We start from the raw sequence: 17,001 nt of genomic DNA, 5'->3' as shown, positions 1-17,001 counted from the left end.
CCCTGATGCCTGACGCCCATCCTGAGAGAACGTTTCTGAACTGATTTCGCAACTGCTCCTGCGCGCTAACGTCGCATCAGAGCAATGCTATGAAAATGAACCCAAGAGCGTGGTTTAACCGCTCCCGTATTCTGATGAATGCTGCCGAAAACATAACGTTTTCGGCGAACGATCCTGCCGGTGAAAGCTCGCCGCGGTCAGAACTCTTTTCGACCGCCCAGATGGAACGCTACGGCCAGAAGCTGGCGCGGACTCATAAAGTATCACCGGATAAGCATCCTTATTATCTTCTGAAACGGCTTGGCGACAATGAGGCCGTCATTACCCAAAACTGCTATGAGCTTAACGCGGGTAAAAAGACCAGTATCATGCCCGCCGGTGAATGGCTGCTGGACAATTATTATCTGATTGAGGAACAAATCCGCACTGTCCGCCAGCATCTGCCGAAAAGCTTTGGCAAAGGTCTTCCATCGCTGGTATCGCCGCTGAATTGCCCACGAATTTATCATATTGCATCAGAGGCTATTGCTCACGGCGATGGCCGCTGGGATGCCGCCAGCCTGACCAGCTATCTCACTGCATATCAACAGGTGACGCCGCTGACGCTGGGTGAAGTCTGGGCGTTACCGGGAATGCTGCGCCTGGCGCTGATTGAAAATCTTCGTCGTATCAGTATAGAAGTGATAAAAGCGCAGCAAGACAGAAACCTTGCCGATACGTGGATAACAAGGATTGTCGAATGCGCAGAGAGTGCGCCTGGTGATTTAATCATGGTGGTTGCCGATATGGCGCGCTCCCGACCTCCGTTAACCAGTGCGTTTGTCGCAGAGCTGGTGCGGCGCCTGCAGGGGCATGGCAACGCGCTGTCGTTACCTCTGACCTGGGTTGATCAGTGCCTTCGGGAACAGGGGATCACCACTGACGTTCTCATACATAGTTTCAATCAGCAGCTTGCCGCCAGCCAGCTGTCCGTAAGTAACAGCATCGCAGGCCTGCGATTATTGAGTGAAACGGACTGGGCTGATTTCGCCGAAACGATAAGCGTTGTCGAACAGACATTACGCAATGATCCTGCCGGCATCTATCCCCGGATGCACTTCAATACCCGGGATCATTACCGGCACGTAGTTGAGGTTCTGGCCAGAGACAGCGGTCTCAGCGAGCCTGAGGTTGCTGAGAAGGCGCTGGCGTTTTCAGAGGAAAAAGCGCCTGATACACCGGAACATCATGTTGGTTATTATCTTGCGGGCGAAGGTCGACAGGCGCTGGATATTCATCTCCTGGCAGACGCCTCAAGGCTCATACGCTTGCGGCACAGTTTCAACAGAATAACCCTGCTGTCATGGCTTGGAAGCCTGGCGTTGCTGACAACCGCAGCGACCGCAGCAATATTGCACGAAACCGCCATGCAGGGCGCAGACTGGCTATTGATCGCGGTGATATTACCTCTGATTATCGCATTAACTCAGTTAATGAGCGATTTGCTCAGTGATGCAACCACCCGTTTTCGCGTTCCTCGACCCTTGCCGGGGATGGATTTTTCAGCCGGTATTCCCGCTGACAGTGCCACCATGTTAGTCATTCCCTGCATGTTGACCAGCCACGAAAGTTTCAGCCAGCTCCTCACCAGTCTTGAAGTCTGCTGGTTGGGGAATGAAAACGAAAATCTCAGGTTCGCGCTGCTCACTGATTTTGCTGATTCTGAAAATGAACCCTCGCCGGAAAGTCACGCGCTGCTCAGACAGGCTATCGCCGATACGCAGGCGCTTAATCGCCGCTACCCCTCCGGCCGACCACGTTTTTATCTGTTACATCGCCAGCCTGAATGGAACCCCTCGGAAGGAGCGTGGATGGGCTATGAACGCAAGCGGGGAAAACTGGCGTTACTGAACAGCTGGTTGCGCCATCCCGGAACGCAATTCGTCAGCGTTGCAGAGATGCCTGCCCACCTTTTACCGGGTCACATAAAATACGTCATTACCCTGGACAGCGATACGGTGCTCCCGCGCGATACGGCACACAAACTCGTCGCGACGATGGCGCATCCGCTGAATACGCCTGAGTATGATCCGGTACGCCAGAGGGTTGTCAAAGGATTCGGTATTTTACAGCCCGGTCTTGCGGAGGAGATACCACGCAACGGTCAGGGGCGTTACGCAGCCCTGCGCAGCAGCGTACCGGGCAATAACCCTTATTCGATGATGTCTTCGGATATTTATCAGGATCTCTTTGGGGAAGGCTCGTTTGTGGGCAAAGGGATTTACGATGTTGATATTTTTATGCAGGCCACTACCAACATCTGCCCGGAAAATCTGGTACTCAGCCACGATCTGCTTGAAGGATGCTATGCACGTTCGGGTCTGCTGAGCGAGGTGTTACTGTACGAACAGTACCCTAATAATTATCTGTCGGATGTTGCACGACGTTCACGCTGGATCCGGGGTGACTGGCAACTGCTTAACTGGCTAAAACCACGCGTCAGAAAAGCCGATGGAACCCGGGTCAGGAATCCGCTGACCGCGCTTTCTTACTGGAAATTACTCGATAATCTACGTCGCAGTCTGGTCGCCCCCTCCTTACTGGTATTGCTGTTCTTCACTCTGCTTTGGGTACCCAATCCGGTTTACTGGCTGGGCATACTGTTGCTGATATGGCTGTTGCCAGCCATCCTCTGCATCGCCCATGACCTTCTGCATAAACCTCTGCGTCGCCGCGTGAAGCCGCATCTGTTACTGGTGGGGGCGGGCGCGCTGAAGCGTCTGTCAGGTATCAGCCTTAATTTTACGATACTGCCGCACGAAGCCGGATATTCGCTGAAAGCGATCGCCGTGACGCTATGGCGACTGGGGATAAGCAGGCGTCACCTCAGCCAGTGGGTCAGCCACAGCCAGGACAGCAGTCAGGCCAGACCCACTGTTGCACGTTTTTATCAGGCGATGTGGCTGAACGCTGCCGGTGGCGTGGCGCTGACAATACTGACCGGACAATTTGCCCCACAGCTGCTGGGGATTGCGTTACCGATCGGTTTGGTATGGTGTGTGGCACCGCTGCTGATGAGCTGGCTGAGTCGCCAGCCCGTGCGAAAGGTTTTTTCGCCTAATCAGGAACAAAAACAGCTGTTACGCCAGACAAGCCGTGAAATCTGGGCTTTTTTTGAAACATTTGCCACAGCAAAAGAGAACTGGCTTCCGCCTGATAATTATCAGGAAATACCACAACCGACGGTGGCACACCGAACTTCTCCTACCAATATTGGTCTTTCACTTATGGCTAACCTGACGGCATGGGACTTTGGCTACCTGCCTGGCGGAGAGGTGCTCCGGCGCGTGTCGTTCACGCTCGACACGATGGATAAAATGGAGCACTACCGGGGCCATCTCTACAACTGGTATGACACCCGTACGCTGGTCCCCCTAAGTCCACGCTATATCTCCAGCGTCGACAGCGGCAATATGGCCGGGCATTTATTGACCCTGCGTGCAGGCCTGTCCGCCATGCGTCATCAGCCTGTTTTAAGCAACCAACAGATACTGGCAGGACTGAACGATACGCTGGATATTCTGGAAAAACAGTGGGGTAAGAACCCACCTGACAGCCTGAGACTGCTGCGCAAGCATTGCCTGAACGCGGTGTCGCTCTCTCCGCAGGCGCTTTTCAGCGAACTGAAAAGCATGCGCACCCAGTGCAACCATCTGACCAGCGCATGTCATCAGGGATCTCCTCTTCAGATGCGCTGGGCTGGACATCTGGAGCATCAACTGGTTCAGCTTTGCCATGAGTGGTCTCTGTTGCTTGGCTGGTTGCCTGCATCCTGGAATGAACAGACGCTGCCGACGCTGAGCGAGCTTGCCCGTCCGACATTAACCGGTACAGGAACGCCTCCGGCGTCAGTGGCGGAGCAGGCCCGAATGCGACTCAATATTATCACCGAGCTGGAACAGCGGCTGGATGAGCATGCCCGGATGGATTTCGCCTTTCTGTACAGTGAAGCAACCAGTCTGCTCAGCGTCGGTTATAACTGTGACACCAATATGCCTGACAAGAGCCACTACGATCTCCTGCCGTCTGAAATCCGCCTGACCAGTTTTCTTGCCATTGCGACTAATCAGCTGCCTCTTAAAAGCTGGTACGCGCTGGGTCGATTGTTTACCACGATTGATAATGAAACTGCCCTGATGTCATGGAGCGGATCCATGTTTGAATATCTGATGCCGAATCTGGTGATGCCCGCCTGGCCCGGCAGCCTGCTCGATGAAATGAGTCAGTCGGCGGTTATGCGCCAGATTCAATGGGGGAAAGAACGCGGGGTACCATGGGGTGTTTCAGAGTCTGGCTATCATGCTTTTGATGTTCAGCATAATTATCAGTATCAGGCATTTGGCGTACCGGGGCTCGGTCTGCGCAGGGGACTTGCCGATGACATGGTTGTTGCTCCTTACGCCACGCTGCTGGCGCTGATGGTTTCCCCACAGAGAGCTTGTGAGAACCTGTTCAGGCTGCAAAAAAATGGTGCACGCGGAGAATACGGTTTTTATGAAGCGCTGGACTATACCCCCTCACGTCTTGCAACCGGTCAGCTCTATGCGGTGGTACAGTCCTGGATGGCGCATCACCAGGGTATGGCATTTCAGGCGCTGGCTCATGTGCTGCTTGACGCCCCCATGACTGAACGCTTTATGTCCAGCACGGTATTCCGGTCAGCGAGTCTGCTGTTACAGGAGCGCGTGCCGGATGCGGTCGATCTGTACAGTCCGCGCCGTCATTTTGAATCTCATGAGGGCATGGTCAAACCCGTTCGCTATGAACCCCGTATTTTCTATAGCGTGGATACCCCCGCCCCGGATATTCAACTCCTGTCCAACGGCCATTATCATCTGATGTTGACCGCGGGCGGCGGTGGTTACAGTCGCTGGAATGATATTGCACTAACGCGCTGGCGCAGTGATACCACCCGTGATAACTGGGGAGCATTCTGCTACATCCGCGATACCCAGACGGGAGATGTGTGGAGCAATACCTGGCAACCAACAGGCTACACCAGCGGACAAGACGAGGAAGTGTTGTTCACCGATGCGGGGGCAGAATTCAGACGCAGCTTAGGGGGACTCAGCGTCAAAACTCAGGTGGTGATCTCTCCGGAGGATGATGTTGAATTGCGACGGCTCACACTGATTCATCGTGGTCGCAAGCCTCGCTCTCTGGAGCTGACAACCTATGCTGAAGTGGTACTGGCACCTGATGCCAGCGATCTGGCACACCCGGCATTCAGCAATTTGTTTATTCAGACTGAGCTGGCTTCTGAGCGTGACGCTATTCTTTGCCACCGGCGCCCGCGCTCACCGGATGAACCGGGCCCTTGCCTGTTTCACATGATGGTGGTGCATGGCGATAACCGACATAACGTGTCGTTTGAAACGGACAGGGCAAGGTTTATTGGACGTGGCAGAAACCCTGCGAATGCACAGGCAATAGAGACGGGAGGGATACTAGGCAACACGTCGGGCTCGGTGCTGGATCCGATACTAGCAATTCGCAACGCCATCATTCTGCAGCCGGGGCAGCCGGTTACGATTGATATCATTTATGGCATCAGCGAGACCCGTCAGCAGAGCCTGGCGTTGCTGGAGAAATATCGCGATTACCCTATCGCCGATCGCATCTTTGAACTGGCCTGGTCTCACAGTCTGGTGGTATTGCGCCAGATGAACGCCAGTGAAGATGATGCCACGTTGTTCAATAGTCTCGCCAGCGCTGTGCTTTACCCTGTCCAGGAGCTGCGCGCCGAAGGCCAGGCGATCGGCCGCAACCGGCGTGGCCAGTCCGGACTGTGGGGCTGGGCAATTTCAGGGGATCTGCCGATAGTGCTGCTGAGTATAACCAGCGAGGAAAGTATCACCTCAGTGACCACACTGATTCAGGCACACCGTTACTGGAGACAGAAAGGGCTGGATGTTGATTTGGTTATCCTGAATAACAGCCCCGGCGGCTACCAGCAGGGATTACAAAATCAGATTATGGAGTTAATTTATGCCGGGTCTGAAGCCAGTCTGCTGGATAAAAAGGGCGGGCTTTTTGTCCGGAACGGTGAGCATCTCTCCGCTGAGGATAAGTTGCTTTTGATGAGCGTGGCCTGTCTTTATCTTGATGACCGCGCAGGGGGGATTAATGAACAGCTTAACCAGCGTATTCATACCCTGAAATCGCCGGCAAGGGCATTCATTCCGCGTGCTGTGCGCGAGCGTAATCAACATACGGACTGGAGCCCTGATACCAGTGAGTTATGCCATTTCAATGGGTACGGTGGATTTTCTCAGGATGGGCGGGAGTATCAGATCGTCCTTCGGGAAAATGCGCTTACACCGGCTCCCTGGTCGAACATACTGGCAAATTCCCGTTTTGGCAGTGTGATCTCAGAGGCAGGGCAGGCCTATACCTGGTATGAGAATGCCCATGAATACCGGTTGACGCCGTGGGAGAACGATCCGGTGAGCGATCGCAGCGGCGAGGCATATTACCTGCGCGATGAAGAGAGCGGGGAGTGCTGGTCGCCGACGGCTTTACCTGTTCGCGGACACGGTGATTACCTGACCCGCCATGGTTTTGGCTACAGCGTTTTTGCCCATCGTGAGAGTGGTATAGACAGCGAGTTGACGGTCCTGGTTGCTGAAGAAGATCCGGTTAAACTGGTGCTCCTGACGCTCAGTAACTCTTCGGGAAGGACACGTCAACTTTCCGTCACAGGCTATGTAGAGTGGACGCTCGGAGAAACACGAACGCGCTCAGCCCCTCACATTGTGACACATGTGGCCAGAACGCCCGGCGGCTGCGGGGTGCTTGCGAATAACTTTTATGGTGATAATGGTGGCGGCCGAACTGCATTTTTTGCCGTCAGCGGTAATGACTGTTCTCTGACAGGGGACCGCCGGGAGTTTATTGGTCGTAATGGTTCCCTTCACGCCCCTTCGGCCATGAAACTGCAAAAGCTTTCTGGTAAGACGGGGGCCGGTCTGGATCCCTGCGGAGCGGTGCAATCGGCGGTTACATTAATTGACGGGGACCAGAGGACGTTTATTTTTATCCTCGGCGCAGAGGAGAATGATGTTTGTGCTCAGGAGACGCTGGCCCGCTACATGAACGAGGATACGGTCCGCCAGGAGCTGAACCGGATTCATAATCACTGGCACAATGTTCTCGATAAAATCGTAGTTAACACCCCCGACACGTCCGTAAATTTACTGGTTAATGGCTGGCTGTTGTATCAGACGGTCGCCTGCCGTCTTATGGCCCGGAGTGGCTACTATCAGTCTGGCGGTGCATTTGGTTTTCGCGATCAGCTGCAGGATACGCTGGCTCTGAGCCACGCTGCTCCTGACCGGATGCGTGAACAGATAATACTCTGTGCATCACGGCAGTTTATCGAGGGGGATGTGCAGCACTGGTGGCACCCGCCACACGGCAACGGTGTGCGTACCCGCTGTTCCGATGACTATCTTTGGCTGCCGCTTGCTGTTTGCCACTATGTTGAAACGACGGGGAATATGGATGCACTGGAAATACGCATTCCTTATCTGGAGGGACGTTCGCTTCAGCCTGGTGAAGAGTCTGTCTATGACATGCCGGTTATCAGCGGCACCGAAGAGACACTCTGGTTACACTGCGTCAAAGCTATTCACTATGGACTTCGCTTCGGGGAGCATGGCCTGCCGCTGATGGGGGCTGGTGACTGGAATGACGGGATGAACCGGGTGGGTATCGAAGGCAAAGGTGAAAGCGTCTGGCTGGGCTTCTTCCTGTACGACATTTTGCAGCGGTTTGCAGCGCTGGCGGAGCGCAGGCTGGATGAAAGCGTCGCCGCGATGTGCCGTTCACAGGCTCTGCGCCTGCAAAGTAATCTCGAAGCCCACGCCTGGGATGGGGAATGGTACCGGCGCGGGTATTTTGACGATGGTACTCCCCTGGGATCGAAAACCTCACAGGACTGCCGGATTGATGCGATTGCGCAGAGCTGGTCTGTATTGTCCGGCGCCGCGAGCCCGGGACGGTGCGCAAAGGCCATGCAGGCGCTGGATAAGCACCTTGTGGATAACGAAGGAGGGCTGATCAAACTGTTAACGCCTCCTTTCGACGGACACGGTCCAAATCCGGGCTACATACAGGGGTACCTGCCAGGCGTGCGGGAAAACGGAGGGCAGTATACGCATGGCGCCATCTGGGCAGTGATGGCCTTTTCCCGAATGGGGAATGCCGGACGAGCCTGGCAACTCTGGTCAATGCTCAGCCCTATAAATCATACCCTGAATGCGGACTCTGTCGGGATTTATAAAGCTGAGCCTTATGTCATGAGTGCTGATGTCTACAGCGTCGCTCCCCATACCGGACGTGCAGGGTGGAGCTGGTATACCGGTTCCGCAGGCTGGGCCTGGCGTTTACTTACCGAGGAATTACTGGGGATAAAACGTTCCGGCACTGACTTTAGTGTTCATGCCAGGTTACCGGATGAGTGGTCGTCTTTTTCTATGGCATATCAATATGGTGAAAGCCATTATCAGATTAGTGTTTCACGCGGCGATGCAGAATATTGCGTGACGCTGGATGGTGTTCTCCTCCCTGATGACAGAATACCGCTGAAGGATGATGGACAAAACCATACGGTTGAGATCATTCAGAACTGATCCTGATCCCGGAGGTGCATTAACGTCTGCCGTTAATGCGCTGATTATCCCTGAGAACATCAATCGCAGTCTGCATGGCGATTTTGTCATCCCGCCTTTTTTGTTTGTCCTGCATGACCTGAAGGTATTCCAGCAAGGTGCGGGTATTAATTGGTCGGCCCTGTTTACCCACAGCCAGCACGGCTTCGCCAAGAATAATTTTCACAGGCGGTAGTTGTGCCGGATACCAGTCAAGGGTGTCTTCTGATTTCATCTTAAATTTCTCACGGAAGGGTAGTGTACCATAAATCAGACGTTCAATTTTCAATATCTGATAACCTCATTCAGACACAACTTAACATAACTTATGCCAGTTATTTTTATATTAAAGCGTATAATAATCACTCTATTCCTCAGAGAATTATTTATGTCTTATACAAATGGGCTCAGGTATTTTAAAGAAAGACCGGTTCATGTTGCCTGCCCGGTATGTGCACACAGAGCCGATCAGAAAGCAGGTAAACTAAGAAAAGATGCGGTTCTTGAGTGCCCTGCCTGCGGACTGTTGTTCAGACCTTCAGAATGCTGGTGTATCGGCGGCTGATCAGCTTCTGCCACTTAACGTCAGTGATGTCGGAAAATGACAACATTCCTCCTGTACTGCTTTTGTCGAGGGTATGATAATGAAATCTAAAAAATCTGTTTTTATTGAAGGGCATATCATGTCGAACAGCTGTCACGGACAGGCTGGCCAACCTTTCTGTATTCACAGGGTCAGGTTTAGTAATGGTAAATATGCGATTATTCGGGTGGCATCCGGGATATGTTTCAAACCAGGCGAAATTATTCAACGAAACGATTGTGAGTGGTTTTATAAACTTACCAAAATTCGGCTTCTTTCTTTTGAGTACCTTGATGATGATGAATCAAGAAGACAATTCCTTGAGTATCAATGATAAAACCATTGATTTATAACAGAATGAATTTGCTGGCTTACAATTCACCCCTGGCTCTTTAAATTATTCACCAGTCATTGGAAAATATTTTTTCCTGAATTCAGATGAATTTAAATTATCTAAAACAAAATGTATCGCTAAAGACGAATTGCCTCATTGTTTTCCTTTTGCGTTATAACCTTCATTAGCATTAAGGAAATTTATGGCACAGACTTTTACTCATAATTTACTTCACCCTCGCCACTGGCTTACCTGGTCTGGTTTGGGTCTGCTGTGGCTTCTCGTTCAACTTCCTTACCCGGTTTTACATATTCTGGGTTCTGGCCTTGGAAAAATATCCAGACCCTTTCTGAAACGCCGGGAAGGAATTGCGATTAGAAATATCGAACTGTGCTTTCCCGAGATGACACCGTTTGCCCGGAGCCAGATGGTTAATAAAAACTTTGTTTCTCTCGGGCTGGGACTGATGGAAACAGGAATGGCCTGGTTCTGGAGCGAAGCGAGAGTCAAAAAATGGTTTGATGTCGAAGGGCTTGAAAACCTGACCGGTGCGACAAGAGGAGTAATGGTTGTCGGGATTCATTTTATGTCCCTTGAGTTGTGTGGAAGAGTAATGGGGTTATGCCATCCTATGATGGCAACGTATCGCCCACACAATGATCCATTAATGGAATGGGTACAGACAAAAGGGCGTATGCGTTCAAATAAGACTATGATTAATCGACGTAATTTATCTGGTTTTGTTCATGCGCTAAAAGCTGGTGAAGCCGTTTGGTTTGCACCAGACCAGGATTATGGGTCTAAAGGAAGCGTTTTTGCACCTTTTTTCTCGGTAAAAAAAGCAGCCACGACGAACGGAACGTATGCTCTGTCAAAACTCGCTGGTGCACACTTGATCACACTTAGCATGATTCGACGTAACGATAAAAAAGGTTATCACATGTATATCAGCAATCCGTTGACAAGGCCATGTTGCAGGATGTGCTGGCAAAAAAGAACTGACTCTTGCGCGGCTGCGCGAATGGGTTCGGGACCTGCAGGCACGCTACGGAGCCAGTGAGAGGCAGGTCTGTTTTGCGCTACGGGTCAGCCGCAGCTCTTTCCGCTACCATTCTGTAGCAGCAGACGACAGTGCGTTGCGCCTCCGTATCAGGGAGATCACCGAAACCCGTGTTCACTATGGCTACCGCAGGGTTCACGTCATGCTCAGGCGGGAGGGCTGGCGGGATAATCATAAACGCATTTACCGACTCTAAAGCGAGCAGGGGCTGTCCCTGCGTCTCAAACGCCTACGCCGGAATAAATCGGCGCAGCGCCGACAGCCCCAGCCTCAGGGGCTGTATATGAATCATGTTTGGGGCATGGACTTTGTCTCTGATGTCTTATTTGACGGGCGTCGGCTACGTCTGCTGACAGTCATTGATCTCTACACACGCGAATGTCTGGGGATCTGCGTGGGCCAGAATCTGCGCTCAACGGAGGTCGCAGAGATGCTGAACACCATTGAGCTCAGACATCCCTTACCACAGCTGCTGAAAATCGATAACGGCTCTGAATTTGCTGGGAAAATGCTGGAAAAGTGGGAGTATGAACGGGGGAGCCGCATAGACTTTTCCCGGCCGGGAACACCGACGGACAATGCCACAGTGGAGTCGTTTAATGGCAGGCTGCGACAGGAATGTCTGAACGAGAACTGGTTCATGTCTCTGGAGGGTGCACAGTGCAAAATCGAGGCCTGGCGCATACACTATAACCAGAGGCGTCCCCATTCTGCACTGGGCTGGATGACGCCATCCGGATTCGCTGAGAAGTCTGCTGGTTGACAGAATATGCAGCCAACATGAAGCCGGTTATTCCTAATTACGACTGGATCATATTCGGGGTCAGGGTCAGCTCCCCCTTAACTGCGTTTACTGGTCCATATTTCCCCGAAATACGGCTACTTTTACGCAAAACAGTGGTGTTGAAATCTTTATCCGTTTGATGTGAGATCGCTCAAAAATCCATAACATCACTGGCCTGAATTGACGCTGGCCGTGTCACGATGGACATTCATACGCATGATGAAAGTTGATAGTTTGGAGTATGGTATATGAATTCACTCGCGCAGCGAACGCTGGTCATTGAAAACTGGTATAGGGAGTCCGATGACTTTTCGACGCTGGTTAATTATCGGGTTCTCCGCGCCGGACATATTCGCGCCAGTACCAGTTTCCGTATTCAGCGTCAGTCCGTGGTCGGCCATGAGCTAATATTTTGTCTTAAAGGGCGCGGAGTTATTCGCCTGGAAAATAACCTACATCATGTTCAGGAAGGCAATCTGGTCTGGCTGCCGGTAAGATGGCCGCATGAGCACTATCCGGATAGCGCCGAGCCATGGGAAATATTATGGCTGCGTATTGATAGCGGAAAATTAAATAACATCATGCAGATTCTTAACGTCCTGCAGGAACCCGTGTTTTCTTTTCAGCAGCCGGAAAGAGTGATCGAAATTTATTACCAGCTTTTTCATTTAATGAAAAGCCATACCCTGGTTTCGGATGCCCATTGCGACGCGCTGTGCGCAAAGCTTATTTTTACGTTACTGGAAAACCGCAGCCTGGAAACGGAAAGATCGCCGGTGATTACCCATAGCGGGCTTGGACGACTGATTTATCAGATCCACAGCCACTATAATGATGAGTGGGACATTGAAAAATTTATGCAGTATTGCCAGGTCAGTAAGTCGCAGCTATTTCGCCTGTTTCAGGAAACTTTCAATCAAAGTCCGTTGAAATGGCTGAAAAACTATCGCCTGTCCCAGGCCAGGAGGCTATTGGTGGAAACGGAAGACACTATCGGCAAAATCGCCGGGCTGGTGGGCTATAACGATCCGCTGCATTTCTCGCGAGATTTTCATCGTGCGGTCGGGGTCTCGCCAAGCGAATTTCGCCGTCAGGAGAAACAGCTGTCGAGCGGTTAGACGTAGTAAAAGAGCAGGCGTCCGGCCCCGCGGAGAGGGCCGACCGCCTGCTTTCAGAAGAAGGTTTCCATCTGAATACCAAACGACCACTTTCCTCCAGAGGTAAAACCTTTCTGACCCAGCGTGTCGTTTGGACTGTAGTTGTCCAGCGCTTTATCCCAGTTCATCCACGTAGCAAAAACGCGCAGTTCCGGGCGGGTGAAGAAGGGCGAAATATCGTCCGGGCGGAAGGTTGGGGCAAAGGTGAGCTTGTAGAAATTGCCGCGCACTTTCTGATACTGCTGGTAGCCGTTGGGGTCGAGATCCATATATTGCCAGGAGGCCTCATAGCCTAAGGCGAAGTTTTGCGTAATGTTCTGCATCAGGCGGCCGTTGAGGGTAACCCAGCGATAGTCGTCGCCCTTAACGTAGCGATCGCTGCTGTACTGCGCGAGAATGGCGGGCGCGAAATCCCAGTTGCGGGACAGGTTAACCATGCCGTAGCTGGCAAAGCGTAGGGTGCTGGCGTCGGTAAGCAGCGCCGGATCGGTGCCGATATTTTTAACCTCCGCGCCCAGACCTTGACCCCATGACAACACGCTGCGCGTTTCACCCTGCGTTAGACCATAAAAACTGTCGCCCTGGTAGCCCAGCAGGACGGTATAGCCTTTATTGGCGGCGTTAAAGACTTTATAGCCGCTGAGGGTTTCCCGCTCCTCGTTGTCTTTGGCCTGCATTCCGCTGACAAACAGCTGTACCGGGCCGAAATAGTTGTTGGCGGTGAGAATGTAGTTCTGCACATCATTATTGACCACGTCGACATCGCCGAAGCTGCGCCCGATAAAAGAGAAGTTGCTGCGCGTATTTTCAGACCAGCGCACATCATAAATGCCGCCGCCGGTGCCGTTGAGCGCGACGAATTTAGAGTCGAGCCACGGAATTTCGAAGTTATCGCGATCGACGCGTTTCCCGGCCCACAGCGTTGTGTCCTTCAGCGGCCCGGTAAAGCTGGGCAGGGAGGAGATCTCCGCAAACGCCTGGCTGACGTTCAGGGTGCTGGAGTCGGCGGTCCAGTCGTTGTAGCTCTTTTGCTGGTCAGCGATCATGGTCATAAAGCGGGTGGTGGCGCCATTATCCAGGCGCTGTTTTTTTTCAAGATAAACTTCAACATAGGTATCCGGCTCATTCCCCAGACGGCCAATGGCGCCGCCGGTTTGTCCTGCCGGCGTCATAAACGGGCCGCCCTGGGTATGCCGGGCGTTATGGTTGGTCATTATCCCGGCGCGCGCATAGCCGTGAAGTTCAAAATAGCCGTCATCGTCCGGAGTGATTTTTTCAATATTTTTCGTCCGGGTTTCGAGGTCTGCGACTTTTTTCTGCGCCTGTTGCGAACCCTCTTTGGTTTGTTTTAGTTGGATCGCTAATTCAGCATTTTTATGCTCAGCCGCCGCGGCGCGCTGCTCCGCCTGCTGCAGTCGTAACTCTAGCTGATTCAGGCGTTGCTCAATACTGACATTTTGTGCGGAAAATGCGTAAGGTATCGCCATGATATTAATCAGGCAGAAAACAGGTAGGGTCATCGAGGTTTTTTTCATATTATTCTCATTAGGTCACTATCATAAATAAAAAATGCAGAGAACCCTGCGCCAGTAAAACGGCGCAGAGAGGGTTTATTTATTTTGTATACCCTAAATAATTCGCGCTGCTGGAAAATCAATGGACAGCAGTTAAAAGTATGACGGGTATATTAATCAAGGTGGTAAACTTCTTCCATTTCCGCCCATAGCGTGCCTTCCGGTTCGCCGTCCAGCGGCATCTGGCACGGACCGGTCTCTTGCCACCACTGCTGGGTTTTTAAATGCGCGGCCATTTTCTTTTGGTCAGCTTCATAATCGTCACCGTCATATTCGAGATAGCTGAACAAGAAACCATTTTTATAATAAATTGAGAAGTTGCGTAAATGGCAAGCTTTAATCATGGCGTTGACTTCCGGCCACGGGTTAGCGTGCAGCGCTTTATAATAATCCAGTTTTTCCGGGCGAACTTTAACCACACAGCCAAAGCGGCGAACTTTATTCATCATCGTCATCCTTATTAATAAGATGGGCACGCAGGAGGATCCGTTTAATTTCTTTCTGCATTTCTTCCGTTAATGGTGACGCCGGCGCCAGCGAATGCACCGGAATATCTACGCCGGTCAGAACCAGGGCATATTTCACGGCGTTATAAAACGGCACGTCAATGCTGTAGAGCGGTGGGATCCAGGAAAGCGACTGCTGGAGCGCAACCGCTTCGCCAAGATCGTGGCGCCGCCAGGCGTTGAGTATTCCGCAGGTGAGCTGCGGGGCAAAATTGGCGCTGGCCGGGATGCAGCCGTCGCCCCCCAGAATCAACGTCCCCAGCAGGTACTCGTCATAACCGGCAAACACCGCAAAATCTGGACGTACCGGCTTGACCGCGTGCAGGGTTTCTCTGATATGCGAGAGCGTATCGACGGTATCTTTCAGGCCAACAATGTTGGGGCAGCGCATTGCCAGCTGCTTGATAACCGACGGAGGAATGGTCTGACCGGTAAGCGCCGGGAAGTTATAGAGAATCATGGGTAACGGCAGGGCACTGGCAATCGTCGTGAAATGATGCAAAAGGTTGCTTTCACTAAGCGGATTGTACCAGGGGTTCACCACTACGACGCCATCTGCGCCCGCCTGATGCGCATACTGTCCGGCCTCAATCGTCTGCTGAGTTCCGCAGCAGGCGATACCGATCAGTACCGGTTTTCTCCCGCCCACCCGGGTGATACAAAATTCCGTCACCTGACGCCGCTGCGCATCGGACATATGGGCGAATTCTCCCGCGCTGCCGAGGAAAAAAAGCCCGTCTACCGGTGAGTCCAGCAGATGTTCAATTAAAATAGACTGGGCGGATTCATCGAATTCTCCCTGTGCATTAAATAGCGTAGGAACCGGGGGAATGATCCCGTGAAATAGAGGCTGAGCCATTATGTTCTCCTGTTATAAATCCGGTATGCCCGGTTTCAGGCGCAGGCGAGGCCTTCACGCTCATTGCTGAGCGTGCTCTCACTTGCGAGTCACGCGTTATTTAACGGATCTAATTGGTAATACAAAAAACGATGAAGCAAAGACAAAAACAATCGCGGCGATAAATAATGCTGAATAATTATTACTGAACGTCGCCAGCAGCCATGCGGATAATATTGGGCTGAAGGATTGCGGTAATACGGTAGCAATCGTCAGAATGCCCATATCTTTGCCGGCCTGTTTACCACCGCCGGGCAATACCTGAGTCATCAGCGCCATGTCGATGGACGTGTAAGCCCCGTAGCCCAGCCCCATAATCGCGGCATAAATATACATTCCGCTAAGCGTCGGCATTAACAGAGGTACGCACAAACCGGCAGCCATCAGCAGGGTCGAGAGAAAAACAAATATTTTTCGCCGCTGCAGTTTGTCGGAGATGATCCCGGAAACGAGGCCGGAGAAAAGCAGCGTCACCAGGGTAATGACCGAGATGGTGCCGATAGCGTAGTTAGAGTCTTCTACGCTTAAGCCAATATAATCCTGTAGGATATACAGCTGATAGGTGACCACGCCCTGGTAGCCCAGGTACATGGCGAAACGACCAAAGAAGGCCCAGCCAAAATCAGGATACTGGCGCGGACTGACCCAGAAGTTTTTGAAGAACGCCCCCCAGCGGAAGGGTTCGACCTCCATGGTTCGGGTCGATGGTTCGCGGTTAATCAGCACAAAGGCCACGCAGCAGGCGGCAATAGCCAGCGCGAAAACCAGATAGCCCAGCTGTAGGTTCCAGGCCAGATAGCCGGCGAGAATAATACCCACCGTGCCGCCCGCGGTGGAACCCGCGCCTACGAAGCCGGAAGCGATACCGCGATTTTCCGGTAAGAAGCGGTCAGCGACGACCGTCGCCAGCGGGCCGTTCATGCAGTTTAGCGAGACGGCAGCCATTAACCAGAACACCGCAATCCCGGCGATAGTGGTAGTCATGGAGATACCAAAGATAGCCAGCCCACCAATTAACGCGCCGCCCACGATAAATGGCGATCGGCGTCCCCATGTTGAACGGCAGCGATCGGATAACGCCCCGGCAATCGGCTGGGCGAAGATCGTAAACAGCAGTGCGGTGGTCATGACTATCGCCAGGTTATTAGCTTTATTTTCCGGATCGATTTGTGCCACGTGATTGGGGAGAAGAACCGAAATAACGCCGCAGTACAGCGCCAGCAGAACAAAGAAATTAGTAAACAGTGAAGCCAGCAGGATATTTTTTTTACGCCCAGTGACCATAATGCTATTTGCAGGCGGCGCGCTTTGCGACTTATCGTCAACCGTGCCGCCGGGCAATGAATTAATATTATCGGACATGCTTATTTCCTCATTATTATTGCGTAGGGTTAATTGAAATAAACGTCATCTGA

9 protein-coding genes and 2 pseudogenes are annotated in these 17,001 nt (G+C 52.2%); 6 read left to right on the top strand and 5 right to left on the bottom strand.

Annotation, left to right across the window (positions count from 1 at the left end; all coding sequences use genetic code 11):
• The first annotated feature begins 89 nt into the window (after positions 1–89).
• The gene (locus KO1_RS08810) at positions 90–8,672 is read left to right on the top strand and encodes a GH36-type glycosyl hydrolase domain-containing protein (RefSeq protein WP_064406884.1); all 8,583 of its coding nucleotides are present in this window, start codon (positions 90–92) and stop codon (positions 8,670–8,672) included.
• A 19-nt stretch (positions 8,673–8,691) separates the two neighbouring features.
• Here KO1_RS08810 and KO1_RS08805 read toward each other — a convergent pair whose 3' ends face one another.
• Positions 8,692–8,925 (bottom strand): YnaE/YdfK family cold shock protein, encoded by a 234-nt coding sequence (locus KO1_RS08805; RefSeq protein WP_004132711.1) that lies wholly within the window; start codon positions 8,923–8,925, stop codon positions 8,692–8,694.
• Positions 8,926–9,018: 93 nt separating this feature from the next.
• On the opposite strand from KO1_RS08805, the gene KO1_RS28890 reads away from it, so the two are divergent.
• The 5 genes and pseudogenes from KO1_RS28890 (at position 9,019) to KO1_RS08785 (ending at position 12,569) form a co-directional block, all read left to right on the top strand.
• The gene (locus tag KO1_RS28890; RefSeq protein WP_218189857.1) at positions 9,019–9,255 is read left to right on the top strand and encodes a YnfU family zinc-binding protein; all 237 of its coding nucleotides are present in this window, start codon (positions 9,019–9,021) and stop codon (positions 9,253–9,255) included.
• Between the two features lie 79 nt (positions 9,256–9,334).
• Complete coding sequence (locus tag KO1_RS28565; protein WP_170833537.1) at positions 9,335–9,607, top strand: hypothetical protein; 273 nt, start codon at positions 9,335–9,337, stop codon at positions 9,605–9,607.
• A 202-nt stretch (positions 9,608–9,809) separates the two neighbouring features.
• Positions 9,810–10,559: pseudogene (lpxL, locus tag KO1_RS08795) on the top strand (LpxL/LpxP family Kdo(2)-lipid IV(A) lauroyl/palmitoleoyl acyltransferase); the annotation flags it as partial.
• A pseudogene (locus tag KO1_RS28695) lies at positions 10,535–11,430 on the top strand (IS3 family transposase); the annotation flags it as partial. The pseudogenes lpxL and KO1_RS28695, both read left to right, overlap by 25 nt.
• 269 nt (positions 11,431–11,699) lie before the next feature.
• Complete coding sequence (locus tag KO1_RS08785; protein ID WP_064406882.1) at positions 11,700–12,569, top strand: helix-turn-helix transcriptional regulator; 870 nt, start codon at positions 11,700–11,702, stop codon at positions 12,567–12,569.
• 53 nt (positions 12,570–12,622) lie between these two features.
• Here the strand turns inward: KO1_RS08785 and KO1_RS08780 are convergent, their stop codons facing one another.
• The 4 genes from KO1_RS08780 to KO1_RS08765 form a co-directional block, all read right to left on the bottom strand.
• Positions 12,623–14,143 (bottom strand): carbohydrate porin, encoded by a 1,521-nt coding sequence (locus KO1_RS08780; RefSeq protein WP_064406881.1) that lies wholly within the window; start codon positions 14,141–14,143, stop codon positions 12,623–12,625.
• 152 nt (positions 14,144–14,295) lie between these two features.
• Complete coding sequence (locus KO1_RS08775; protein WP_197721712.1) at positions 14,296–14,631, bottom strand: L-rhamnose mutarotase; 336 nt, start codon at positions 14,629–14,631, stop codon at positions 14,296–14,298.
• Complete coding sequence (locus tag KO1_RS08770; protein WP_064406879.1) at positions 14,621–15,547, bottom strand: dihydrodipicolinate synthase family protein; 927 nt, start codon at positions 15,545–15,547, stop codon at positions 14,621–14,623. Before KO1_RS08770 ends, KO1_RS08775 begins: the two co-directional genes overlap by 11 nt.
• Before the next feature lie 96 nt (positions 15,548–15,643).
• Complete coding sequence (locus KO1_RS08765; RefSeq protein ID WP_197721713.1) at positions 15,644–16,948, bottom strand: MFS transporter; 1,305 nt, start codon at positions 16,946–16,948, stop codon at positions 15,644–15,646.
• Positions 16,949–17,001: the final 53 nt, after the last annotated feature.

Source organism: Klebsiella oxytoca NBRC 105695, from assembly GCF_001598695.1.
Classification (GTDB): Bacteria; Pseudomonadota; Gammaproteobacteria; order Enterobacterales; family Enterobacteriaceae; genus Klebsiella; species Klebsiella oxytoca.
Note: the sequence above shows the minus strand (reverse complement) of the source record. Positions and strands in the feature narration are given on the sequence as shown.

What these genes read in the sequence shown, in the direction of transcription:
- KO1_RS08780 (WP_064406881.1), bottom strand. Translation starts at nt 14,143, where the DNA reads ATGAAAAAAACCTCGATGACCCTACCTGTTTTCTGCCTGATTAATATC.
- KO1_RS08805 (WP_004132711.1), bottom strand. Translation starts at nt 8,925, where the DNA reads ATGAAATCAGAAGACACCCTTGACTGGTATCCGGCACAACTACCGCCT.
- KO1_RS08810 (WP_064406884.1), top strand. Translation starts at nt 90, where the DNA reads ATGAAAATGAACCCAAGAGCGTGGTTTAACCGCTCCCGTATTCTGATG.
- KO1_RS28890 (WP_218189857.1), top strand. Translation starts at nt 9,019, where the DNA reads ATGCCAGTTATTTTTATATTAAAGCGTATAATAATCACTCTATTCCTC.
- KO1_RS28565 (WP_170833537.1), top strand. Translation starts at nt 9,335, where the DNA reads ATGAAATCTAAAAAATCTGTTTTTATTGAAGGGCATATCATGTCGAAC.
- KO1_RS08785 (WP_064406882.1), top strand. Translation starts at nt 11,700, where the DNA reads ATGAATTCACTCGCGCAGCGAACGCTGGTCATTGAAAACTGGTATAGG.
- KO1_RS08765 (WP_197721713.1), bottom strand. Translation starts at nt 16,948, where the DNA reads ATGTCCGATAATATTAATTCATTGCCCGGCGGCACGGTTGACGATAAG.
- KO1_RS08770 (WP_064406879.1), bottom strand. Translation starts at nt 15,547, where the DNA reads ATGGCTCAGCCTCTATTTCACGGGATCATTCCCCCGGTTCCTACGCTA.
- KO1_RS08775 (WP_197721712.1), bottom strand. Translation starts at nt 14,631, where the DNA reads ATGATGAATAAAGTTCGCCGCTTTGGCTGTGTGGTTAAAGTTCGCCCG.